The organism is Thermostichus sp. MS-CIW-37 (assembly GCF_054060065.1).
The window spans coordinates 50,748-73,006 of the sequence record NZ_JBSSCV010000009.1; the positions used below are offsets into that span (position 1 = coordinate 50,748).

The 22,259-nt window shown below is 60.2% G+C and carries 20 protein-coding genes; 10 read left to right on the forward strand and 10 right to left on the reverse strand.

What is annotated here, in order from left to right:
- Window positions 1-23 precede the first annotated feature (23 nt).
- The 5 genes from purM to ACVWYZ_RS05880 all read left to right on the forward strand — a co-directional run bounded on the left by purM (window position 24) and on the right by ACVWYZ_RS05880 (window position 6,197).
- Window positions 24-1,088: a phosphoribosylformylglycinamidine cyclo-ligase gene (purM, locus tag ACVWYZ_RS05860; RefSeq protein ID WP_457466490.1), complete on the forward strand. Its 1,065-nt coding sequence runs from the start codon at window positions 24-26 to the stop codon at window positions 1,086-1,088.
- Window positions 1,089-1,303: 215 nt separating this feature from the next.
- Window positions 1,304-2,314 carry an ABC transporter ATP-binding protein gene (locus ACVWYZ_RS05865; protein ID WP_457466491.1) on the forward strand — a complete coding sequence of 337 codons (1,011 nt, stop codon included), beginning with the start codon at window positions 1,304-1,306 and terminating at the stop codon, window positions 2,312-2,314.
- Window positions 2,311-3,096 (forward strand): ABC transporter permease, encoded by a 786-nt coding sequence (locus tag ACVWYZ_RS05870; RefSeq protein ID WP_011433262.1) that lies wholly within the window; start codon window positions 2,311-2,313, stop codon window positions 3,094-3,096. Before ACVWYZ_RS05865 ends, ACVWYZ_RS05870 begins: the two co-directional genes overlap by 4 nt.
- A gap of 47 nt (window positions 3,097-3,143) precedes the next feature.
- Window positions 3,144-4,703 (forward strand): GldG family protein, encoded by a 1,560-nt coding sequence (locus ACVWYZ_RS05875; protein WP_457466492.1) that lies wholly within the window; start codon window positions 3,144-3,146, stop codon window positions 4,701-4,703.
- Between the two features lie 18 nt (window positions 4,704-4,721).
- A complete protein-coding gene (locus ACVWYZ_RS05880) occupies window positions 4,722-6,197 on the forward strand; it encodes a DUF4340 domain-containing protein (RefSeq protein WP_457466493.1) in 1,476 nt (491 codons plus the stop codon).
- Between the two features lie 13 nt (window positions 6,198-6,210).
- Here ACVWYZ_RS05880 and ACVWYZ_RS05885 read toward each other — a convergent pair whose 3' ends face one another.
- From ACVWYZ_RS05885 to rpsF, 4 genes are all read right to left on the reverse strand, one after another.
- Entirely contained in the window at window positions 6,211-6,744 is a 534-nt protein-coding gene (locus ACVWYZ_RS05885) for a universal stress protein (protein ID WP_457466494.1), read from the reverse strand.
- Window positions 6,745-6,956: 212 nt separating this feature from the next.
- On the reverse strand, window positions 6,957-7,661 hold the full coding sequence (locus ACVWYZ_RS05890) for a M14 family zinc carboxypeptidase (protein WP_414373697.1): 705 nt from the start codon (window positions 7,659-7,661) through the stop codon (window positions 6,957-6,959).
- Window positions 7,662-7,688: 27 nt separating this feature from the next.
- Complete coding sequence (locus tag ACVWYZ_RS05895; protein ID WP_414373698.1) at window positions 7,689-8,087, reverse strand: single-stranded DNA-binding protein; 399 nt, start codon at window positions 8,085-8,087, stop codon at window positions 7,689-7,691.
- A gap of 73 nt (window positions 8,088-8,160) precedes the next feature.
- Complete coding sequence (gene rpsF / locus ACVWYZ_RS05900; protein ID WP_011433268.1) at window positions 8,161-8,451, reverse strand: 30S ribosomal protein S6; 291 nt, start codon at window positions 8,449-8,451, stop codon at window positions 8,161-8,163.
- A 231-nt stretch (window positions 8,452-8,682) separates the two neighbouring features.
- Here rpsF and ACVWYZ_RS05905 point away from each other — a divergent pair, with 231 nt between their 5' ends.
- From ACVWYZ_RS05905 to ACVWYZ_RS05920, 4 genes are all read left to right on the forward strand, one after another.
- Window positions 8,683-8,928 (forward strand): acyl carrier protein, encoded by a 246-nt coding sequence (locus ACVWYZ_RS05905; RefSeq protein WP_041436540.1) that lies wholly within the window; start codon window positions 8,683-8,685, stop codon window positions 8,926-8,928.
- Window positions 8,929-8,973: 45 nt separating this feature from the next.
- On the forward strand, window positions 8,974-10,254 hold the full coding sequence (gene fabF / locus ACVWYZ_RS05910; RefSeq protein ID WP_457466495.1) for a beta-ketoacyl-ACP synthase II: 1,281 nt from the start codon (window positions 8,974-8,976) through the stop codon (window positions 10,252-10,254).
- Between the two features lie 12 nt (window positions 10,255-10,266).
- Complete coding sequence (locus tag ACVWYZ_RS05915; RefSeq protein WP_414330100.1) at window positions 10,267-10,536, forward strand: hypothetical protein; 270 nt, start codon at window positions 10,267-10,269, stop codon at window positions 10,534-10,536.
- A 77-nt stretch (window positions 10,537-10,613) separates the two neighbouring features.
- Entirely contained in the window at window positions 10,614-11,426 is an 813-nt protein-coding gene (locus ACVWYZ_RS05920) for an HAD family hydrolase (RefSeq protein ID WP_457466496.1), read from the forward strand.
- On the opposite strand, the gene queA is transcribed toward ACVWYZ_RS05920, so the two are convergent.
- The 4 genes from queA to ACVWYZ_RS05940 all read right to left on the reverse strand — a co-directional run bounded on the left by queA (window position 11,423) and on the right by ACVWYZ_RS05940 (window position 16,359).
- On the reverse strand, window positions 11,423-12,586 hold the full coding sequence (queA, locus tag ACVWYZ_RS05925; RefSeq protein ID WP_457466497.1) for a tRNA preQ1(34) S-adenosylmethionine ribosyltransferase-isomerase QueA: 1,164 nt from the start codon (window positions 12,584-12,586) through the stop codon (window positions 11,423-11,425). The genes ACVWYZ_RS05920 and queA overlap by 4 nt on opposite strands.
- An 83-nt stretch (window positions 12,587-12,669) precedes the next feature.
- Window positions 12,670-13,251, reverse strand: a complete 582-nt coding sequence (gene dcd / locus ACVWYZ_RS05930) for a dCTP deaminase (RefSeq protein ID WP_011433274.1) — start codon at window positions 13,249-13,251, stop codon at window positions 12,670-12,672.
- A gap of 123 nt (window positions 13,252-13,374) precedes the next feature.
- Window positions 13,375-14,082 carry a cob(I)yrinic acid a,c-diamide adenosyltransferase gene (locus ACVWYZ_RS05935; RefSeq protein WP_457466498.1) on the reverse strand — a complete coding sequence of 236 codons (708 nt, stop codon included), beginning with the start codon at window positions 14,080-14,082 and terminating at the stop codon, window positions 13,375-13,377.
- A 1,065-nt stretch (window positions 14,083-15,147) separates the two neighbouring features.
- Window positions 15,148-16,359, reverse strand: coding sequence for a phosphodiester glycosidase family protein (locus ACVWYZ_RS05940; RefSeq protein ID WP_457466499.1), 1,212 nt, complete (start codon window positions 16,357-16,359; stop codon window positions 15,148-15,150).
- Between the two features lie 336 nt (window positions 16,360-16,695).
- Here ACVWYZ_RS05940 and ACVWYZ_RS05945 point away from each other — a divergent pair, with 336 nt between their 5' ends.
- Window positions 16,696-17,622: a D-isomer specific 2-hydroxyacid dehydrogenase family protein gene (locus tag ACVWYZ_RS05945; protein WP_457466500.1), complete on the forward strand. Its 927-nt coding sequence runs from the start codon at window positions 16,696-16,698 to the stop codon at window positions 17,620-17,622.
- 56 nt (window positions 17,623-17,678) lie between these two features.
- On the opposite strand, the gene ACVWYZ_RS05950 is transcribed toward ACVWYZ_RS05945, so the two are convergent.
- Entirely contained in the window at window positions 17,679-18,761 is a 1,083-nt protein-coding gene (locus ACVWYZ_RS05950; protein WP_457441722.1) for an isocitrate/isopropylmalate dehydrogenase family protein, read from the reverse strand.
- 167 nt (window positions 18,762-18,928) lie between these two features.
- Window positions 18,929-22,186: a GAF domain-containing sensor histidine kinase gene (locus ACVWYZ_RS05955; RefSeq protein ID WP_457466501.1), complete on the reverse strand. Its 3,258-nt coding sequence runs from the start codon at window positions 22,184-22,186 to the stop codon at window positions 18,929-18,931.
- Between the last annotated feature and the right edge of the window lie 73 nt (window positions 22,187-22,259).

A 22,259-nucleotide genomic window follows, 5' to 3' on the forward strand; every position in this document is an offset into this window, starting at 1 on the left:
ATAGCATAAGGGGTTTCGGCATCTTGGACTACCGCTCAGCAGGGGTTGACATCGATCTGGGCCAGGCCTTTGTCAGGGGGATCCGCGAGCGCGTTGAACGGATTCAAATTCCGTCTTCAGGTTCTTCAGGAACCTTGGGCGGCATCGGCGGCTTTGCCGGTCTGTTTGAGCTGCCGACAGGGTATCAAGCGCCGGTGTTGGTGGCGGGCACCGATGGGGTGGGGACAAAGCTGGACATTGCCCAGCAGTGGGGTCAGCACCGGGGGGTAGGTGTTGATCTGGTGGCGATGTGCGTCAACGACGTGCTGACGGTGGGGGCCCGGCCGCTGTTTTTCTTGGACTATGTGGCCACCGGCAAGCTGGAGCCGGAAGCCCTGTGGCAGGTGATCGATGGCATCTTGGCGGGCTGCCAGGAAGCGGGCTGCCAACTGCTGGGCGGGGAAACGGCGGAGATGCCGGGGTTTTATCCCCCTGGGAAGTACGACCTGGCCGGGTTTTGTGTGGGAATTGTGGAGAAGGCGGCCATTCTGGATGGGTCGCGGGTACAGCTTGGGGATCGGTTGTTGGCTTTGCCCAGCAGCGGCCTACACAGCAACGGCTACAGCTTGGTGCGGCGGATTGTGGCCGACCGGGGTTGGCGCTGGGATCACCGGCCTCCCGGCTGGGATCGGCCTTTGGCGGAAGTATTCCTCACCCCCACCCGCATCTACGTGCAGGCGGTGCAGCGGCTGCAGGCAGCAGGGATCGCCATCCACGGCATGGCCCACATCACTGGCGGCGGGATCCCGGAAAATTTGCCCCGCTGTTTGGCCCCGAACCAGGCGGCACGGCTGCAGCCCCATAGCTGGCCCATCCCACAGGAGTTTCTCTGGCTCCAAGAACAGGGCCAGGTGGAGACCTTGGAGATGTTCCGCACCTTCAACCTGGGGGTGGGCTATGTGCTGGTGATCCCCCCTGAGGCGGAAAATCAGGTGAGATCCCTGCTCCCCGAAGCCTTCCCCATTGGGGAGGTGGTGGCGGCCTGTCCAGGGGAGAGCCGGGTTCTGGGACTGGAACAGTGGGGATCCCTCACAAGCCCTGCCGACTAGCCAACCGATGGATCCCCACCAAAAGGGGGAAAGGGATCCCAGTTCCCTCGACTCATCCTCGCCGTCGCTATGCTAAGTTGGCATGTGGCCTCAGCGCTGTTGCCCGCCTTCTTGCCCGAGCCTGCTTCCCGACATTTGTCCTCTTTGGGAATAGGGGTAACTCGGCCTTGGACCGTTTGCTAATCGCTGCTGACCCTCTAGGTTAGGAGTTGCTGATGACAGGTTTACCCACTGCTCGTGCAACCGCGGGTGCCATCGAAGTTGAGCATCTGAGCAAAACCTACGGCAGCTTCACTGCCATCCGCGATGTTTCCTTCCAGGTGAACGCCGGCGAGATCATGGGTTTTTTGGGGCCGAATGGGGCTGGCAAGACCACATCCATGCGCATTTTGGCGGGGTATCTGCCTGCCAGCGAGGGGACGGCGCGGGTGGCCGGGTTTGATGTTCACGAAAACTCGATGGCGGTGCGGCAGCGCATTGGCTATCTGCCGGAAAACCCACCCCTCTACCCCGACATGACGGTGGAGGCGTACCTGCACTTTGTGGCCCAGATCAAGCGGGTCAGCGCTGGCGATCGGCCCAGGCGGGTGGACGAGGCGATCCGGCGGTGCAGCCTGGAAGAAAAGCGCCACACCCTCATCCGCAAGCTCTCCAAGGGGTTTAAGCAGCGGGTGGGCATCGCCCAAGCTCTGGTTCACGACCCGCCGGTGATCATCCTGGATGAGCCTACCATTGGGCTGGATCCCAAGCAGATTATCGAGGTGCGCAAGCTCATCAAGAGCCTGGCGGGGGAGCACACCATCATCCTCTCCACCCACATCCTGCCCGAGGTGAGCATGACCTGCGACCGGGTGGTGATCATCAACCGCGGCCAGGTGGCGGCCATCGGCACCCCCGCTGAGCTGACAGCCCAGCTCCAGGATCGGCAGCAGGCAAAGCTGGTGGTGGGGGCAACCGAGGAAATGGCCATCCGGTTGGCCCTGCAGCCTTTGCCACAGGTGGAGGTGGTGAGCCTACAGCCCTTGGCGGCGGATCCCTCCCGCTGGCAGGTGCAGCTCAAGAGCAACGCTGCCGCGGACGGCTGGATCCCGGAGGCAGCCAAAGCGCTGGTGCAGGCGGGGATCGACCTCTACGAGATAGGCCGCCCGCAGGCTTCTTTGGAAGAGATTTTCCTGCAGCTCACTACGCAAGAGGGATCTGAGGGCGCATTGGAGGAAGCGGCATGAACGGAGTGGTTGCCATTTTTCGCAAAGAGCTGCGCGGCTACTTCACCTCCCCCATTGCCTATGTGGTGGCCGCGGTGTTTTGGGGACTGGCGGGGTTTTTCTTCTTTAATATTCTGGTGCGGGTGATCAGCTTTTCTCAGCAGGTGGATCTTTTCGCCCAGTTCGGCCAGGAGAACAATTTCGACGCGGCCACCATCCTGTCACAGCAGTTTCTCAACCTCTTGGGCACCCTCTCCTTATTTCTATTGCCCATCTTCACCATGAGCTCCTATGCCGAGGAGCGGCGGCGAGGCACGATGGAGCTGCTGGCTACTTCTCCCATCACCAACTTGGAGGTGGCCCTGGGCAAATGGTTGGCGGTCTGGGTGTTTTTCATCACGCTGCTGCTGCCGCCGCTGGTCTACCATGTGCTGGTGCTGAGCAGCGCCAACCCGGCAGTGGACTACCGCCTGACCTTGATGGGCTATGTGGGCCTAACCCTGCTGGCGGGTAGCGTTATGGCCTTGGGGTTGTTTATCTCTTCTCTGACAGACAGCACCCTCATCGCAGCAGTGGCCACCTTTGGCTTGATTTTGTTGCTCTGGGTGATCGACGCGGCAGCCGGCCAGGAGGAAAACTGGATTGCTGCAACGCTGCGGCATGTGTCTTTGCTGCAGCAATATAGCAACTGGGTGCAAGGGATCCTCAGCAGCAGCAGCCTCATTCTTTTCTTGAGCATCATCGTCCTGGGGCTGTTTGCCACGGTGCAATCGGTGGAAAGCCTGCGCTGGCAACAGAGCTAGGGTCAGATGGGAGGAGTGCGGTGTTTGCGGCAGCGGTGCGGAGCATTATGAAGGACTGGCGCGCGCTATTGGACTGGACAGGGATCCTGGGCATTGGCGTCATCGCCATTGGCCTGGTGGTGGGATCCGCCTTTACCGGTTGGACGGCTGTGCCCCTGAGCATGCTGGAAACAGGTTTGGCCCTGCTGGTGGCTTGGGGCATCACCCACCGGCAGGAGGTGGGGGTCTTCCTCGGTTTGCGTTCCACCCAGACCAACGCCAACATCCTGGTGGCGGTGGCGGCGATGGCCGTCATTCTGGTGCTGGTGAATGTGGTGGCGGTGCGCTACGACCTGCGGCTGGATCTCACCGAGGAGGGTCTGTTTACCCTGTCGCCCCAAACCCGGCAATTGGTGCAGGGATTGGTGCAACCGGTCAAAGTTTGGGTGGTCACCACTGCGCCGGATCCCAACCTGCGGGAACAACTGGAGCGCTATCGCCGCCTTAACCCCAACCGCTTTCAGTTTGAGTTTGTGGATCCCAATCGGGATCCCTTGACCATTCAACGGCTGCAGGTGACGCAAAACAACACCCTGGTGGTGGAGGCCGGAGAAAGCCGACAACAACTGCCCCAGCCCCCTGCTCCTGACCTGGAGAGCAGACTGACCCCTGTCTTGTCCAAAGTGGTCAACCGAGGGGAGTTAGTGGCCTATTTCGTGCAAGGGCATGGGGAAGTGGGGCTGCAAGCGAGGGAAGGCGCCCCAACTCTGGCTCAGGCGGCGGCAGCCCTGGGCCAGGAAGGCTATCGGGTAGAGCCCCTCAACTTGGTGCAAGCGGAGATCCCAGAGGATGCGAATGTCCTGGTGCTGGCGGGGCCACAGCGGGCTTTGTTCCCCGGCGAGGTGGAGAAACTGCAGGATTACCTGGCCGAGGGAGGACGGCTGCTGTTGTTGATTGGGCCACGGGTGGATGCCGGCCTGGATCCCTTGCTGGAAGAGTGGGGCGTGGTCTTGGGGGATGACATCATCCTGGAGGCGAGCAGCATCAGCCAGCTTCTGGGGACAGGGCCAGCCGTAGCTTTGGTTACTGACTACGGGGATCACCCCATTACCGCCCCCTTGGCCGCCCAGCGGCTGATGACCCTCTTTCCCTTAGCTCGTTCGGTAGAAACCCAAGCTCGGGAAGGGATCCAAGCCACGCCCTTGCTGCGCACCGGCCCGCAAAGTTGGGGGGAGACCAGTCCTGAGCTGGAACGTGGCCCCTTGCAATTCGATCCGGATCAGGACAAGCCCGGCCCCCTCACCTTGGGTGTTGCTTTAACCCGCCGTTTGGACGCCGACCAGGCCGACACAGGATCCCCGCAGGAGGCCCGCCTGGTGGTGATCGGCAATGTCAACTTCGCCCTCAACGGCAACTTGCGGCAGCAGGGCAACTGGGATCTCTTCTTGAACACCCTCAACTGGCTGACTGAGCAAACGGAGCAGATCTCCATCCGCCCCAAATCCATCACGGATCGCCGCCTCACCCTGACCGGTCAAACCTTCCGCTGGCTGGTGCTGGGATCGACGGTGCTTTTGCCCTTGGCGGCCCTGGGATCCGGAGCTGCCCTGTGGTGGCAAAGACGGTAGAGCTGGAGGAAAGCAGGCATGTTCAAGCGAACCACCTGGATTCTTTTAGGTTTGGCGGTGGCCTGTTTGCTGGGCTACTTCCTCTTGGACAACATCCAGCAACTGCGCCAGGAGCAACAGGCGGAGCGAGCGCGGCTGTTCCACTTTGCCACCGATACCATTGCCCGCATTGAAATCCGCCAACAGAAAGAGGGGGAACCCGTTCGCGGCAGCGGTGCGGAGCACTTGGAAATCCTTTTGGAGCGCACTCCGGAAGAAGAGGGATCCCGCTGGCGGATTGTCAGTCCCATTCAGTCAGCGGCGCTGGACTTCCCCATTGAGCAGTTGCTCAACACCTTCTCCCGCCTTACCCCCCAAATCACTCTGGAGGGGGTCACTGACCTGGCCGCTTTTGGCCTGGATCAGCCGCGACACCAAATCGCCCTTTTCCCCAAAGAAGGGGACCCCTACCGCCTGGCCATCGGCAACGACAACTTCGACGGCTCTGGCTTCTACGCCCAGCCCGAAGGGGGACAGGTGGTGCTTCTAAGCAGTGCCCAGAAGGGATCCCTGTTGCCCTCCCTACTGGCTTTGCGGGACAAAACCTTGCTTCGGTTTGACACTGCCGAGGTGAAGGCCCTTCAAGTGCAGTTGGCAGAGGCGGAGCCGGAAGTTGTTCGCCTGCAGCGGCAAGACGTTCGCGCCAGCGGTGCGGAGCACTTTACTTGGCAGATTGTCCAGCCCCGCGAGCTGCCTGCCGATGAGATCAACGTCAACCGCTTGCTCAATACTCTGGCCCGCCTGCAGGCCGTGGAGTTCCCCGCCGAGACCAAAGACGAGCTCGCCCCCTATGGCCTGGAGCAGCCTTCCGCCCGGCTGACGGTAGAGCTGGAGGAGGGCAAAACCCTGAAGGTCGCTTTGGGATCGGAGAAAGATGGCCAGGTGTACGTCATCACCTCTGAGCACCCGGCAGTAGCCACCTTGCTCACCTCCACCGCCGATATTCTCCGCTCCGACTTGGAAGAGCTGCGGGATCACCGCATTGCCCGCCTCAACGCCAACCAAGTGGGCCAAGTCACCTTAGAATCCCAAGGGGAAAAGGTCACCCTCACCCCTCGGCCTTCAGAGAAGGGATCCTTGGAGCTGCGCTGGGAAAACCCGGAGCGACCGGGCCAGCCTGTGGATCTCGGCTCTCTGTTCTCCAGCCTGAATGCTGCCCGCGCCAAGGAGTTTGTGGAACAGGCCGACGCGGAAGCCCAAAGGGTGTTGTCTGAGCCCGACCTACGGCTGACCTTTGAGCCCAAGCCTGACGCCGAGCAGGATCCCTTAACCCTGACCTTGGCCGCCTCTGGCTTGCGGGCCTATGTGCAAAGCAGCCGCCAGCCGGACATTGCCGTGATCGAGCTGAGCACCTTCAACAGCCTGGAAACCGAAGTGAATCGCCTCTTGGAGGGCCAGCCGGAGAGCAAGGACTCTGCCCCGCTCAAGCGACCAGATCCCACTCCCTCTCCCTAGAGTCCCTAGAGCCTTAGCCAGCAGGGGTAGCTGTCTTCTCTTCCGCAGTTTGGGCTTCTTTTTTCAGGGCTTCCCCTTGTATCGTCAGCACCGAGCAGGGGGCGCGGTGGAGCACGTAGTTGCTGACGCTGCCCAGAAACAGCTCACTCAGGCCGGAGTGGCCGCGGCGGCCCACCACCACCAAGTCCGCCTCCCAAGAGCGGGCCAGATCGCAGATGACTCGACCGGGGTTGCCGTAGTTGAGGCTGTACTCAGCACGGATCCCGTGCTCAGCCGCTTTCCCCACCAGCGAGCGCAGGTAGTCGATCTGGTTTTGCTCGAAGATGGCACATTGCTCCCGATAGGACTGCCACAGCTCGGCGCTGATGGTGGAGCTGTAATCTACCCCCAGGATCATCGGCGGCTCTGGGGCACCCGGCTCTTCCTGAGACAGAACATGGAGAATCATCATGCTGGCCTGCATGGCCTTGGCCACTTGGACGGCCTTTTGAAACACTCCTTGGCTTAGCTCCGACCGATCCACTGCCACCAAAATCCTGCTGAACATATCGGCTTCCTCCAGATGGCTAACAGAGGGACACAAGACAGAAGCAGCTTAACTTTGACTCATTCGACCCATCTTCCTTCGACTCAAAGTTCCTTTCTTCTTTGCCCTCATTCGTACCTATCTGTGTTGTAGAAGATTTGGGCGAGAAAACCCCCGAACATCTTGAATGAACCACCAGATTGGCAACGAAAGTTCAGAGATCTTGACACCGGTCAGAAGGCATCGCCTTGGGCTGCCCACTCCAACACCGCCTGCAGCGCCTCGGCCTGCTCTTGCCAGACTTGATCGAGGGGAGTGCCCCGCAGGATTTCCAGCGTTAGGGTTGGGATGTGCCGTTCCTGCCCCGCCCAAGTGCCCAGAGAACCGGGGGTGGGATAGCCAATGTCGGCGGCGACGGGCAAGCCGTTGCGAGCAGCCATCACCTGGGCCAGCTCAAGGGCAGGGCCGTTGTAGTTCACGCAGGGGTGCGCCTGGCAGGAGTGGGCAGAAAGGATAAACTGGGGCTGAATCCGGGCCAAACTCGTCAACAACACTTGCGTTTCGGGCTCGGAGCCTGGGGCCGATCCGGGCGGATAACGAGCTTCCAGAGAGGCCGGGATCCAATCTTGGGTGGGCAGATTGCGGTTGAGATCGACGCCGTTGGCATTGAGCCGTTGCCCCAAGGCACAGCCATCCGGGTTCAGGCGTGGGATCGCCCACAAGGTCGCCTTCCCGGCCAAGGATCCCCATTTCCCAGAAGCCACATAGCGCTCGATCAGGGCATAGCCCTCCACCTCATCCCCGTGTACCCCGCCGAGCAGCAGCAAGGAGCGGATCCCTTGGGTGAGCTGCCAAAGGTGAATGGGACGCCCCTGCACCGAGTAGCCGATGACCCGCAGGGATCCCAAAGGTTCACCCGCAGCAAGTTCCTGAGACATGGGGGATCCCGGCAAGTCTCGCAACCGTTAGAACGGGAGATCGTCCGGCTCCGGTGGGGAAACCACATCCCCCTCAGAGGATTCCACAATCGCCGGTTCGCCCATCCCCGTCAGGGAGAGAACGCGAGCGGATCCCAGTTGATGGACACGGCGCGCGGTGATCTCGGCCAGCTTTTCCTTGCGCCCATCTCGCTCCACCACATTCATGTGCAGTTGGCCCTCCACCGTGATCTGGTCGCCCACATGGCAGGTGTCCACCACCCTTTTGGCCAGTTCTCCAAAAGAGGAAACGCGCACGCGATAGGGCGGCTCATCCGGGCGCAGGCTGGGAAAGCCAATCACCAAGGATGTAACAGCCAAGTTATCGGGGGTGTAGCGCAGCTCCGGCTCAGACAGAACCTCGCCCATCAACACAATCGAGTTCATAACAGAGCCATCCAGGGATAAGGGGCAGCTCAGCGCACTTCCATCATGCCCGCAGGCGGGGATCCCGTCAAACCTAGCCGACGCGGAGAGTCATGTGGCGCAGCACACTCTCGTTGATGCGCAGGTTTTTCTCCCAGGCAGCCACCGCATTGGGTTCGGCTTCGTAGTTGAACTGGATGTACAGACCCTCCTTAAACTTTTTCATCTCAAACCCGGCAAAGCGGCGCTTGCCCCTATTGGTAATCTCCACGTGGGTTACTCCGTTCTCTCGCAGGATTGCCTCCTGACTGCTGAGCAGTTGTTCGAGGGGTTCATCTGACAGATCAGGACGCACAATCAGCATCGTTTCGTAAGCGCGGGGCATGGAAGCAAGTTCTCCTTAGAATCCAGTGGTAGAGACGCAGTGGACTATACTAGCTTTTCTTTCCCACAACCGAAAAGGCTGCCGCCCAATTCCCATACTCTGGCCGCAGCGGCAAATGCAGGTGAGGCTGCTCACAAGAGGGGATCCGTTGTCCGATACAATAGGGATTGCTTCATTGGCCGCCGGTTGGCCCGGCCAAGACACGCTGAATCGAGAGTTGGGATTCCAAGCATGAGCGCAGACGAAGTTTATAGCCGTGTTCGCAAGATCGTGTCCGATCAACTGGGCGTGGAAGACGACAAAGTGACCCCGGAAGCCAATTTCCAGAACGACCTGGGGGCCGATAGCCTCGATACGGTGGAGCTGGTCATGGCTTTTGAAGAGGAATTCGATCTGGAGATCCCCGATGAAGATGCAGAGGGGATCGCCACCGTGCAAGACGCTGTTAACTACATCCTCTCGAAGAAAGCTGCCTAGTCTGCCCCCAGTTCTGACTCTATACCCCCGGGCTAACACCGGACGATGGCTACCACAGATCCCGCCACTGCTTACAGACCAACCCGCCGCGTTGTGATTACGGGCCTGGGTGCGGTCACCCCTATCGGCAACTCTCCTGCCGAGTTTTGGCAGAGCTTGCTGGCAGGGCGCTCCGGCATTGGGCCGATTACCCATTTCGATGCCTCCCGCCACGACTGCCGTATTGCCGGAGAGGTGAAGGGATTTGATCCCCTCGACTATTTGGATCGCAAGGATGTCAAGCGCACCGACCGCTTTGTGCACCTGGCGATGGCGGCCACCCGGCAAGCCTTGGAGGACGCTGACTTTCGCATCACCGATCTCAACGCCGAGCAAGTGGGGGTGATCTTGGGCACCGGCATCGGCGGCATCCGCGTCTTGGAAGAGCAGCAGACCATCTATCTGCAGAAAGGGCCGGATCGCTGTAGCCCCTTCATGGTGCCCATGATGATTGCCAACATGGCTGCAGGTCACCTGGCCATTCATTTTGGCGCCAAAGGCCCCAATTCCTGCACAGTTACGGCCTGTGCCTCTGGCTCCAACGCCATTGGCGATGCCTTTCGGCTCATCCAGAGGGGAGAGGTGCAAGTGGCGATCACCGGTGGCACGGAAGCGGCGGTCACCCCTTTGTCCATGGCGGGGTTCAGTGCCATGAAGGCCCTTTCCACCCGCAACGACGCCCCGGAGCAAGCCTGTAGGCCCTTTGATCGGGATCGGGACGGCTTTGTCATGGGGGAAGGAGCCGGGATCCTGCTGCTGGAAGCCTTGGAGCATGCCCGCGCCCGTGGGGCAAAAATTTATGCCGAGATGGTTGGCTATGGCCTCACCTGCGATGCCCACCACATGACCAACCCTGCCCCTGGTGGTGAGGGAGCAGCTCGGGCGATGCGGCTGGCCCTCAAAGATGCCGGGCTTCAACCTGGGGACGTGCAACACATCAACGCCCATGCCACCAGCACCCCTGTAGGGGATATTGCCGAGGTACAGGCCATCAAGTCGGTCTTCGGCGAACATGCCCCCCGTTTGGCCATCAGCGCCACCAAGTCCATGACCGGCCACCTGTTGGGGGGAGCGGGCGGCATTGCCACGGTGGCCACAGCTTTGGCCATCCACCACGGCTGGGTTCCTCCTACCCTCAACTTGGACAACCCTGATCCCGAGTGCGAAGGGCTGGATTTTGTACCCCACAAGGGGCGGCAGATGGCTGTCGAGGCCGCTTTGGTCAATGCCTTTGGATTTGGTGGGCACAACGTCACGCTGGCTTTGCGCCGCTACTCTCCCGATTGAAAGGCTTGGCCTATGTCTTCTCCCGAAAGTTCGTCGCCCTCAGTTCGTCAACAAGCCTTGGCCGCTTTGACGGCGGAGCTGGCGCAGCAAGGCCACCCGCCCGAATATGCCCAGCACATGGCAGCGGCGGTTATTTTTCAAGCGGACTTGGATCTGTGTGCAGCCCAACTGGCGCGGGTGCTCAGTTGGCTGAAGCAAAACCATCCTCAGCTCTATCCAGAGGCGGTGCAATTGGTGGACGCCACCCGCGAAGAGTTCGAGCGTCGCGTTCAAAATGGATAGACAAGCCATCTGCTGTGATCTGAAGCAGGGATCCGGCAGTTGGGTTGCGGTCGTTAGCAGAGGGTGATGTCGCCCATATGGGGCTGCAAGGGGTGATCTTGAGCTGGAGTGGGGTGGTGGCCGATGACGAGAGCCTGCACCTACAGGCCATCAACCAACTGCTGGTGGAAGAGAACCTGCGCCCCTGGAACCTGTGCTGGCCGAAGTCGGGATCCCCTGGGCAGCGGGAGCTCTATCGGCTGCAATACCTGGGCCGACCGGATCGAGAGCGCCTGCCGGCTCTGTGGGGGGATCAAGGGCGGGTGCTCAGCCCCAAACAACTGGAAGAGCTGCTGAAACGCAAGGCCCTATACTACCGACAGGCTTTGCAGGGGCAGAGGGAATTGCCTCTCATTCCCGGTTTGGCGGAAACTTTGGAGACGCTGGAGCGGCTGCAACTGAAGGTCGGCCTGCTGTGCGGCCAATCGGCAGCCGAGGTGGCCGCTTTTCTAGAGCGCTTCCAGCCATGCTGCCCGGCCCTGACGCGGTTGACCGATGGGGGATCCTACCGAGTGACGGGGGATGATGCAGGCCCAATGCTTTCCCCAGGACACTTGCACCGCCTGCTTTTGCAGCGGATGGAATTGCCTGCCCAGGAGTGCTTGAGCATTGAGGCCACCTACCCCGGCATTCAGGCAGCCCGTTCGGCAGGGATCCCAGTCCTGGCGCTGGCTACCTTCTTTCCTCTGCACATGCTGCAGCGGCGGGCCAATTGGGCGGTGGACGGCTACCACCAGGTGGAATGGGAGCGCATCCAGAATTGGTTTGCCGGCGGCCAAGACCGTCCTTCGACCCCAGAAGCAGAGGCCGGTTCCTGCAAGAGATCCCAGGGAGGTCAGCCCCAGCCCTAGGGCAGGATCAGCATGCCATCCCCAAAGGAATAGAAGCGATATCCCTGCTCGATGGCCTCTCGGTAGAGATCCAGCAGCCTTTGCCGCCCGATCAGCGCAGCCACCAGCATCATCAGGCTGGAGCGGGGCAGATGAAAATTGGTGACCAGTCCCTGAACCACCCGCCAGGAGTAGCCGGGGTAGATGAAGAGATCGCTTTTCCCCTGCCAAGGCTGCAAGGTGCCAGAGGCTGCCGCGGTTTCCAAAGAGCGCACCACGGTTGTTCCCACCGCGATCACCCGCCCCCCGCGGGCTTGGGCTTTTTGGATGGCTGCTACCGTTGTTGCCGGCACCTTGAGCCACTCGCTGTGGAGACGATGTTCGGTCACCTGCTCCGCCTCCACCGGTCGGAAGGTACCCAGGCCGATGTTCAGGGTGATGTAGGCGGTTTGGATCCCTTTTTGGGCCAGCCGCTCCAGCAGCTCCTGGGTAAAATGCAGCCCTGCCGTGGGAGCAGCCACCGAGCCGGGGTGTTTCGCCCAGAGGGTTTGGTAGTCTTGAGGGCGAACCTGTCCGGAAGCCTTGATGTAGGGAGGCAGCGGGATCCGGCCCACCTGCTCTAGGATTTCCTCAAAAGGCTGTGCCCCCTCCCACTCAAACTGCACCACTCGCCCACCGGTCTCCGGATCCAAATCCAGGACAGTGGCTCTCAGCCCAGAGGGGGATCCCTGCTTGCTCCAAAAACCAATCCGATCCCCCACCTTCACCCGTTTGCCCGGCCTGACCAAAACCCGCCAGTTCCACGCCTGATCCGGCAGAGGTTGGGCGGCGGCAGGGATCCCTTCCAGGCAAGGCTCCAGCAGCAACACTTCGACCTGCGCCCCAGAGGGTTCCTTAGCCCCGAACAGGCGGGCCGGGATCACCTTGGTATCGTTGAGAACCAGCAGATCCCCTTCCTGCAGGTAGTCAGGCAGATGGCAGAAGCGGCGATGCTCGTGCCTATCCGGGTACACCACCAGCATCCGCGCCTGATCCCTGGGCTCCACCGGCGTTTGCGCAATCCGATCTGGAGGGAGGGTGTAGTCGTAGGAAGCTGTGAGCAGATCCGGATTGGGCTCCCTATCGCCCAAAGGCTCAGCCTCACCGGGGGGAGCGGCAGCAGGCGAAAAAGAGTCAGGCATGGAGATGAATCAAGATGGGGTTCTACGTGGATCCAGCATAGCCAACCGGATCCCGCCAACCCTCTCCCTTTTGAGGGAAGCAGCTAAACCTTGGCCACCACCACCTGCTGCGGCTGATCCTGATACTTGCCGGCGCGGTCGGCGTAGGTCACTTGGCAGGGATCCCCTTCCAGAAACAGAAGCTGTACCACCCCTTCGTTAGCGTACACACGGCAGTCGGCGCTGGAGGCGTTGGAAAACTCCAGAGTGAGATAGCCCCGCCATCCCGCTTCAGCCGGCGTCAGGTTGGCAATCAGACCCACCCTGGCATAGGAAGATTTGCCAATGCAGATCACGGTAATGTTATCCGGGACTTGCAGCCGTTCCAAGGACACCCCCAACCCATAGGAATGGGCCGGGATGATAAAGTAATCCCCCATCTCGTCGTGGTGCAGCTCCACCGCTTCCAGATTCTTGGGGTTAAACCGCTTGGGATCCACCACCGTGCCGGGCACATGGCGAAAGATCTTGAACTCCACCGGCGACAGGCGGATGTCGTAGCCATAGGAGGACAGCCCGTAACTCAAAACAGGCCGAGACTCAACAGCGCGCACCAGCTCAGGACAGAAGGGCTCAATCATCCCTCGCCGCGCTTGCTCACAGATCCAGCGGTCGTTTTTCAACATGGCTACAGCCGGCTTCCTGGAGAGTGAGGGCACATCTGGTGGACAAGCTCCAGTCTTATTGGGACTCCGCCCCCCTGACGCGACCCGTGTTGCCTAGGTCCTTCGGAGCGGAAACTGTTTGCGCTAGCGGTGCGGAGCAACATGGGCTGCTGTAGGCATAGCACCTGTGCCGCTGACTTGAGGGGGATCCAGAGAGCAGGCAACATTCGCATCGGCAGTGCGCAGCCCTGGGCCTGGGGTTCCACGTAGGCGCAACTGCGTGATCAAGTCCGCCCGCTCCAGAAACGAATCCGGCATCTCCGGCCCGGTGATCACCATGTCCATGGAGATGGGGCGCTGGTCGATTAAGCTCAGCACTTCAGCTTCTGAGATCAGGCCCAACTTCACAGCCAAGCTCAGCTCATCCAACACCACCAAGTCGTAGCGGCCACTCCTGACGGCCTCCTGGGTGAATTGCCACAGCTCATCCAATGCCACCCGCTCCTCAGGCTCTAGGTGAGGTGTATCGATGCACCGGTGCAGGCGACAGCGAACCCACTCTAAGGATCTGCCCAAGGAGAGACGATTTGCGGGCCCCTGGTTGATCCCACCCTTGAGAAATTGCACGATCAGCACCCGCGTTCCCTGGCCGGCCAAGCGCAGCGCCTGGGCCATGACAGGCGTAAACATGCCTCGGCTGGGGTGGGTGTAAAGCTGCAGGGATCCCTGGGGAACCAACTGGGCGGAGAGGGCTCCATCCCGCTGAAGGAAGCGGTCGCCGGCAGCAGAGCTGGCTTGAGCAGTAGGCTGTTTGACGCGGGCCACAGGAAAGGCATCCTTGGGGGAGGGCATAGGATTTGGGGAGGCAGTGCAAACCACGTTCTAATCTCACGAGCAGGCTAGTGGACACGGCCCTAGGTTATAGGGCCTACAAGTGGTGGAGAGCGTCGGCTATGGATTCCATGAAACACCACCTGTGCGTATCCGTCAATGAGTCGGTTCTGCTTCTAGCTGGCATACAAATCATCCCCAATAGAGTAATAGAAAATACAATCCTTGCCCATCCTAGCCTTTTGGCACAAGAGGCAATACCTGAAAAGCTTTGACAGGGGATCTCAATAAAATTTCAGGCCTAGCCCAGAAGCTTGTGTGTGGGGCTATCTCACTTGAGTATAGAGGTGCTCTATAAAAATTTGAGAAAAAGATCAATTTCTTCCAAATAAGATTAACTCTCACAAACAGGAATGCCAGTACCAGCAGCCCACCCACGAGAGAGGAGCAAGGGTCAACCTACCCCAAAAGCCTTGTCCACCAGGAGAGATAGTCATTTTTAAAATAACTATACATTTGGTCGGGAGCCGGGTAGGCCTACACATTAGCGAACATCCGTAGTAGAGAGAATTGTAACCAAAAGTCCAAGGAGTTAATTTCTAACCTCGAGAGTGAAGAAATATAAATTCGTCAATCATCTTCGTCAAAAAATGGATTATTGACAATACTTTTTTGAAAACCAGCATCTGATTTAGCAGAAGCGTAAAGAATTGCGTGCCTTTTATACTCTGGGGTCGTCTTCTTCAAGAGATCGCCTCTTTGATCATTTTTCTTACCGGTCTCAAGGCCAATGTTTTCTACTTAATTTAATCTCTATTTCTGTTATGAGAAATGAGCATTGGGCGTTCAGTTTGGATCCCATTTAAGATTGACCTGCACAAGCTCCGGAGCTTTGGGTGCCGAGATTGCCGGGATCCAGAGCCGAGTCCTTTCCTTCTTGAGAAGTCTTCTCCTAGCAAGGTAGATCCAATCCTGGAGAATACCTGATCCCTCATCCAAGCAGCCGGGAAGTCCAGGGATCCCACCCTCGATCCCTGGATCAAAAAGACACTTCCTGCCAGTACGAAAGGCTGCCTTTGTTCTCTGCTACCGACTTGGACTTGGGAAAAACCCTAGGCCATTGTGAACTCGGGGTGTGCGCCGCCGGGAGGGACTGGGATCCGTCTCACTGTTGGGTGGGCTGGCTTCTGGGTGTCGGTGTTCCAAATTGACGGCTTCTCCCCCCAGCACCAAGGTGGAAGCATTGCCCCCATCCAAGTTCAAGGCATGGCGACAGCCCAATTGCTGCATCAACTGTGCCATCTCCAGCAGGGTGAGCCCTTGGTTTTCCTGGGCATTGCCGGCGGTCACCAGCAGCAAATGTCCGCTGTCCAGTTGGCCGATGGCACTGCGGGCGGCTCGCTGCCGGCGAAAGAGAGGCTGAAATCCCTCCAATCGGGCATCCAAAACCACCTGTCCATCCAAGAGCAAGAGCGGCCCTGCCCCTAGGATGTGGGGATAAGCTTCCAGCTCGGGCGGATCCAAGCGCAGATGAAGGCTGAGGCGATCCCCAGGAACCAGCTTGCGGGCTTCTAGGGCACCTTCTAGCCCCCGCCCTGCCAATACATACCCCTCACTGGGAATCTGTACCGTTAAACTGCCGGCCAGGCCAGCCATCAGAATCTCTTGCACCCGATCCTCCCGCACCATCACGAGCATTTCGTCGTCCGTTTGGGTGGTGTAGGTGGATCCCCAGTCGGGGGTGAACTGGGAGATGCCGGGCAGGATATAGCCTGTATTGATGCCCACCACTGGGATTTGATCCCCAATGGCATTGCGCAGCTCTGCTTGCATCCGCAAACGGGCAGAGCGCACGGATCCCCCTTCTTGCCCTGCCGTCCCATCCGACCAGGCGATGACCCCACGACCCAAAATGGGGCTGGAGATCCAACGGCCATCCCGACGAATTGCCCCCAGCGGCTGACGGGTGTTGCGGTTGAAAAACCCACCGTTAATGGCGGCTACTGCTCCCTGTTCGGGGCCAAAGGAAGACAGCTCCCCCAGACCCACCAGCCCCGCAGGTGCAGCCCAGATAGGCCGCAGTTGGCCCGCTGCGAGAGAAATGACCACGATAGAAACGGGGATCCGATTGTCTCCAACCCAAACCTCCTTCTGGTACAAAGGGATCCCTTGCACCACCCGCACCGGCTGCACACCGAGGGTCACCTGAGCTTGAGCAGCCACGCTGGGCAAAAGGAGAGCAGCAGTGCAGGCTAACCCCCAGCCCATGACCCAGGCGCTCAGCTTGGTTTTGGACATGTCTTCACGTCTTTAGGGCTTCACCATTGTCATTGGGAGATGATTATCCCCCTGCGGCAAAGGTTCCCATCACAATGAGCGACAGCAGGATCCCGGGAAAGAGCAGCGTCACCAAGATCAGCAGTTCGGATAGGGTCATTGGGGAATGCTACCTACTTAAGGATTGAGCCAACACAGCAGCCCTAATTTTCACCCTAGCGATCCTATGGAAGTGGCCCAGGATCCCTTTGGGATCCCTTAACACTCGATCACCGGTTTTTGCGGCTGCCCGTGCATGCCATCTCTCGCTCTGCCGACAGTATCCTGGCAAGGGGAAAGCCTTATCCAACGGTTCCCATGGGCATCCAAGGCAAACGCATTGCCGTCGAACCCGGCCATCTTCGCCCCTGGCTCAAAGAGGCTGCTTTGGCAGGGGGTGGCGAAATTGTGCCCCTGGCAGAAGCAGAAGCCTTGGTCTGGGCCGATGCCTTTGATGTGCCCGGCCTGAAGTGCTGTCTGGCGGAAGGGAAAGGGATCCGCTGGGTGCAGTTGCCCTGGGCGGGGGTAGAGCCTTTTGTCCGGGCGGGAGTCTTGGATCCCGCTTATGTGTGGACTTGTGGCAAGGGAGTCTATGCTCAACCGGTGGCAGAACATGCCTTGGCCTTGACCTTGGCCGGCTTGCGCGACTTGAAGATCCGCGCCTTGGCCCAAACGTGGCAGGAAGGCTCCGGTACCAGCCTCTGGGGCAGCCGCGTGGTCATTTTTGGAGCCGGGGGCATCGCCCAAGAGTTGATCAAGCTGTTGCAGCCTTTTCAGTGCTCCATCGACGTGGTGCGTCGCAAGGCGGATCCCTTGCCGGGGGCCACGCGGGTGGTGACACTCGCGGAACGGCAAACGGTGTTGGCAGGGGCAGATGTGGTGATCCTGGCTTTGGCCCTCACGCCGGAAACCGAGGGGATCATCGCCCAAGCTGAGTTGGAGCAGATGGGATCCCAGTGCTGGCTGGTGAATGTGGCGCGAGGCAAGCACATCGTGACCTCCGACTTGGTGGCCGCCCTGCAGCAGGGGGTCATTCGCGGGGCCGCCTTGGATGTCACGGATCCCGAGCCCCTACCGGATGGGCATCCCCTCTGGAGCTTGCCCAACTGCCTGATTACCCCCCACACTGCTCTTACCGATGCCATGATTGTCCCAGCCCTCTCTAAGCGGGTGCGAGAAAATGTGCGGCGCTTCCGGGCCGGGGATCCCTTGCTGGGGGTGGTGGATCTGGCTTTGGGGTACTGAGGCCCCCAGTCCCTCCCTTTTGAGGAACCTGGGATCAGAACATTTGACGCCAAACCCTACTGCGGAGCCATCTCCTGCACGCGGGCAGCAATGGCCTCTGCCATCTCCTGAGTGCCGACGGGATCCCCTGTGGCCAGGTCATAGGTGACCTGCTTGCCCTCGGCGATCACCGCCTGCACCGCCGCCTCCACCCTTGCGGCAGCCTCCCGCTCTCCCAGGTAGCGCAGCATCATCGCCCCGGAGAGGATCAGAGCGCAGGGGTTGACTTTGTTTTGGCCGGCATATTTGGGAGCAGAGCCGTGAATGGCCTCAAAAACCGCAATGCCGTCGCCGATGTTGGCCCCCGGCGCCACCCCCAGCCCGCCGATCATCCCCGCGCACAAGTCGGAAATGATGTCCCCATAGAGGTTGGTGAGCACCAGCACATCGTAGAGCTGCGGCTTTTGCATCAGTTGCATGCACATGTTGTCCACGATGCGATCTTCAAACTCGATGTCGGGGTACTCCTGGGCCACCTCCCGCGCCACCTGCAGAAACAAGCCATCGGTGAATTTCATGATGTTGGCTTTGTGCACTGCCGTCACCTTCTTGCGGCCATTCTGGCGGGCGTACTCAAAGGCAAATTTGACAATGCGGCGGCTGCCGAAGTCCGAAATGGGCTTGATGCCGATGGCGGATCCCTCGCGGATGGGTTTGCCGGAAAGGCGCATCATTTCCTCCCGCGCCTGGATGGCTTCCGGCGTGCCCCGTTCAAACTCGATCCCGGCATAGAGATCTTCGGTATTTTCCCGCACCACCACTAGGTCGATGTCTTGAAAAGGGCTTTTGACACCGAGCATAGATTTGGCCGGGCGCAGGTTGGCGAAAAGATCCAGCTCCTTGCGAATGGCCACGTTGACCGAACGAAAGCCAGTACCTACGGGAGTGCCAATCGGCCCTTTGATCGCCACTTTGGTTTCCCGAATGGACTCCAACACCTGGGGTGGCAAGGGGGTGCCGTATTTCTCGATCACCTCCACTCCTGCTTCTACCGGGATCCATTCGAACCGAACCCCAGTAGCCTCCAAGACCGTGGTCATCGCCTTGGCCACTTCCGGGCCAATGCCATCCCCAGGGATCAAAGTCACACGATAGGCCACAGATGCTTCTCCTCGCAGTGTTAACGACAGCGCAAAAACTCCGCCTTGCCAGCGTGAGAGGATCCCTCCACCAGACAGGTTAGAGAACCGGGAACCCTTGAGCTTAAACGACTATAGAACAGGTTGAGACTGAAAATGCTGCGTCTGCTACCTCAGAAAAGGGGGGGCTAGCCGCAAGATCGGGGACTCGGCGGCAGAGGGACTCGCAGCTCTACAACTGTGCCACTGCCAAAGCGGCGATTACGCCAAGCAATGCTTGCCCCGATCAACTCGGCTCGGTAGCGCATGTTGAGCAACCCGTGTCCATGGCCAGACGGCTGGGCGGGATCCACCCCACTCTTGGACGCCGGCATACCGCAGCCATCGTCGATGATCTTCAGCTCCAAGTGGGTGTAGGGAGCCTGAGGGTTGGTAGAGGAACCCGCGTCCTGTTGCGCCTTGGGCTGAATGATGAGATCGATGCGCCGTGCCCCTGCGTGTTTGACGATGTTGTTCAGAGCCTCCTGCACGATGCGGAAAATGTTGCTCTGGCAGGTGGGGCTGAGACGGGAGAGCAGGCCATCGGCTTGGTTGTCGAAACGGGTGAGGAGAGGATGGGGGGAACGTTGGGCGGCCCGTTCCAGGAGACTGCGCAGAGCCGGGCCAAGGTTAAAGGCCCGCATGGCCGTCGGCTGCAAATCTTCCACGATCCCGCGCAATTCGGCCATGGTCTCTCGCAGTTGGGCGCTCATGGCCCGCAACTGAGCCTGTCCGGCTGGGCCAATGGTCGGATCGCCGGATAGCTCTTGGATCTGGCGAGACAAAGCTCCCAGATCTGCCAAGGTTTGGTCGTGCAAATCGGCGGCCAACCGACGACTTTCCGCCTCTCGCCCCTCGGTTAGGCCCCGCAAAGCTGCTGCCGTCGCCTCCTGACGGCGAACCTGCTCGTAGAAAGAGGCCCGCTGCAAGGCTACTGCCGCAATGTCCGCCAGCGCGTTCACCAAGTCCGTATCTCTGGGGGAAAATCCGGCGGCTTCTGAGGCGATATCGGCGGTTTTGCTTCCCCGAACTGCCGGCTCAAACGGCGGCATGAAGGCGCAAAGCACCCCGGCCACCTGGCGAGCATCGGTGACTATCGGCACACCCAACAGGGAGCGGATGCCCTTTTGCAGCAGATGGCGGCGGGCGTGGGCAGACAATGGGAAGGTGTTGACATCTGGAATCAGCAGCGTGTTCAGGTGGCTGTAGCAATTGACCCAGAGGAGCTGGCTTAGCTCAGGGGGCAGCGTCTGTCCCCTTTGGGAAGGGATCCCCGGCTGACGGCAATACTCTTGGATGATGGCCAGAAGTTCTGCAGGAGCGCCGGCCAAGGGTTGCTGAGCCAAAGGACTCCGTCCCGCCTCTGGTGGGGCTGTTGCTCTGCCTACGGCAGGGGAAGGGGAACCGCAAGGCTGTCGCGACGAGGCTGCGAACGGCTCATGGCCACTGCAGGGCGCCACAAAACTGCACCGCTCAACCTGCAAAGCCTCTGCCATGCCCTCGAGGGCAATCTGCACCACCTCCTGGGGATTGTAGGTGCCGCTGAGGCGCTGGGCAATCTGGCGCAAAAGGCTTTCCCGCTGGGCAGAGCTACGGGTTTGCTCGTAAAGCCGCGCTTGCTTGAGGGCGATCCCCGCCTGCTCGGCCACGGCTTCTGCCAACTCCAGATCCTCCGGCTGCCAAGGACGAGGGGTCAGGGAATCGCTGCCAGGGTAGCGGATTAGGGCAATGCCCCCCAACAGTTCTTGGGGCCTGTCCGGATGCTCAGAAGCAAATAGGGGCACCAACAACAGCCCACTCCCCTGGCTCTGAGGCTTTAGATCGGCCCAGGACTGAGCCGTCTGCGGCTCCGGCACCACCACAGGCCCCCTCAAGGTGGCGAGCAAACTGGCCCCCAAGCGCAACTTGGCTCGAATCGTCTCCGGCAAGTCCGGCGGGATCCCAGGCTCAACCCAGGGGCAATCTGGGGATCCCACCAACGGCCCCCTTGTCGGCAACAGAGTGTCCAGCAACGACTCCGTCCCGCCCACGCGAACGGTGGGGGAAAGCTGCGGCGCATAAAGGCCAACAGGGTGTAGCAGCTCCTGCTCCGGCTGCCAGAGGGCCAAGATACACACATCTGCCTGAAAAGCCGCCCCGATCTGCTGGGTGATCGCATGGAAGAGGGTGGTGGGCTCCAGGCTGGAGCGAATCGCCGCCGTGATCGAGTGCAACAGAGCCAGCCGTTCCGTCTGCTGATGGGCATGCTCGAACAGGCTGGAACGGGTGAGGGCAATGGCCAGTTGAGAGGCCACCGAGCGCAACAGCTCGATCTCCTCCGGCTGCCAAAGGTGGGGTGTGGTGACGTACACTCCCAACAACCCAATCATCTCCCCTGGCTCTGCAGCCAAACCGGGCCGTCCCCCATCCTTCCCGCCAACCTCCGAAAGCCCTACTCCTGCCGAGCCCACCGACTGCACCGGGATCAGCACCGCCGAGCAAGCCTGCAGCGCCTGGAGAGCGGCCAACCCCTCTGGGGTCAGGAGATCTCGATCCGGCAGCAGAGGCAAGGCTATTTGCACCACCTGCCCCGTCCGCAGGCGCTCGCACAGCGAGCCAAAGTCCTGGATCCGGTACACCTCTCCTAGGGAGGGGGTTAGCCCAGGGCTCAGGGCCTCATGGCTGACCCGAACCGTCTGCTGATCCGGGCTGAGACTGTAAAAACAGCAGCGGCTCAGCCCCTTCACCCCTTTCGAGAGAAAGGCCTGCTGCAGCTCCTTCAGGGCAGTGCTGACGATTTGATCCCACTGCAAAAAGCGGTGAACAGTGCTGGTGATGCGGTTGAGCAGCGCCTCCCGCACCGCCTGCCGTCGGCTGCGCTCCAGCAGCTTGGCATTGATGATGGCGCTGGCGATATAGGAACAGAGGAACTTCACCACTTCCAGAAAGCTGGCTTCCAGAGGTGTCCGGCTCAACAGAGCCAAAGCCCCCAGCCGCTCCTCCCCTCGGTTAATCGGGTAGGCAACAAAGCCCCGCAAGCCATTGGCCTTCACCCACTCCGGGGCGGGCATCCAGGCTTCTTGGGCGGGATTGTTGCTCAAAAGCGGCAGCCCCTCCTGGGCCACCCGTCCTAAAGGGCTGTCGTCAGGATAGATCCGCTGAATTTGGTCGTGAGCAGGGCTGAGCAGGCCGGCATGGGCCACCGACTGAAAACATCCTTCCTGCGGGTCGAAAATCCAAAGGCGAGCTGAGGCCGCGCCCAGGCGATTTACCATCTGCTGTACCAAGGTCTGGGCCAGCTTGAGCACACACTGCTCCAGCTCCCCCATCTCTACAGAGTCCGAAGAGGATGGGGAAGATAACTGAGAAGAGAGCAGCACCAGTTCTTGGACAATTTGGTTTGCAGCCTGTAGCTGGCGTGACAGCATGGGATCCCGATTGCGGCAGCGGTGCGGAGCACTTTCAACAGAGGCAACCGAAGGCATGACAGCAAGAGATGGG

Coding starts and splice junctions, on each gene's coding strand:
- ACVWYZ_RS05865 (WP_457466491.1), top strand. CDS start 1,304: ATGACAGGTTTACCCACTGCTCGTGCAACCGCGGGTGCCATCGAAGTT.
- ACVWYZ_RS05870 (WP_011433262.1), top strand. CDS start 2,311: ATGAACGGAGTGGTTGCCATTTTTCGCAAAGAGCTGCGCGGCTACTTC.
- ACVWYZ_RS05875 (WP_457466492.1), top strand. CDS start 3,144: ATGAAGGACTGGCGCGCGCTATTGGACTGGACAGGGATCCTGGGCATT.
- ACVWYZ_RS05880 (WP_457466493.1), top strand. CDS start 4,722: ATGTTCAAGCGAACCACCTGGATTCTTTTAGGTTTGGCGGTGGCCTGT.
- ACVWYZ_RS05885 (WP_457466494.1), bottom strand. CDS start 6,744: ATGTTCAGCAGGATTTTGGTGGCAGTGGATCGGTCGGAGCTAAGCCAA.
- ACVWYZ_RS05890 (WP_414373697.1), bottom strand. CDS start 7,661: ATGTCTCAGGAACTTGCTGCGGGTGAACCTTTGGGATCCCTGCGGGTC.
- ACVWYZ_RS05895 (WP_414373698.1), bottom strand. CDS start 8,087: ATGAACTCGATTGTGTTGATGGGCGAGGTTCTGTCTGAGCCGGAGCTG.
- rpsF (WP_011433268.1), bottom strand. CDS start 8,451: ATGCCCCGCGCTTACGAAACGATGCTGATTGTGCGTCCTGATCTGTCA.
- ACVWYZ_RS05905 (WP_041436540.1), top strand. CDS start 8,683: ATGAGCGCAGACGAAGTTTATAGCCGTGTTCGCAAGATCGTGTCCGAT.
- fabF (WP_457466495.1), top strand. CDS start 8,974: ATGGCTACCACAGATCCCGCCACTGCTTACAGACCAACCCGCCGCGTT.
- ACVWYZ_RS05915 (WP_414330100.1), top strand. CDS start 10,267: ATGTCTTCTCCCGAAAGTTCGTCGCCCTCAGTTCGTCAACAAGCCTTG.
- ACVWYZ_RS05920 (WP_457466496.1), top strand. CDS start 10,614: ATGGGGCTGCAAGGGGTGATCTTGAGCTGGAGTGGGGTGGTGGCCGAT.
- queA (WP_457466497.1), bottom strand. CDS start 12,586: ATGCCTGACTCTTTTTCGCCTGCTGCCGCTCCCCCCGGTGAGGCTGAG.
- dcd (WP_011433274.1), bottom strand. CDS start 13,251: ATGTTGAAAAACGACCGCTGGATCTGTGAGCAAGCGCGGCGAGGGATG.
- ACVWYZ_RS05935 (WP_457466498.1), bottom strand. CDS start 14,082: ATGCCCTCCCCCAAGGATGCCTTTCCTGTGGCCCGCGTCAAACAGCCT.
- ACVWYZ_RS05940 (WP_457466499.1), bottom strand. CDS start 16,359: ATGTCCAAAACCAAGCTGAGCGCCTGGGTCATGGGCTGGGGGTTAGCC.
- ACVWYZ_RS05945 (WP_457466500.1), top strand. CDS start 16,696: ATGGGCATCCAAGGCAAACGCATTGCCGTCGAACCCGGCCATCTTCGC.
- ACVWYZ_RS05955 (WP_457466501.1), bottom strand. CDS start 22,186: ATGCTGTCACGCCAGCTACAGGCTGCAAACCAAATTGTCCAAGAACTG.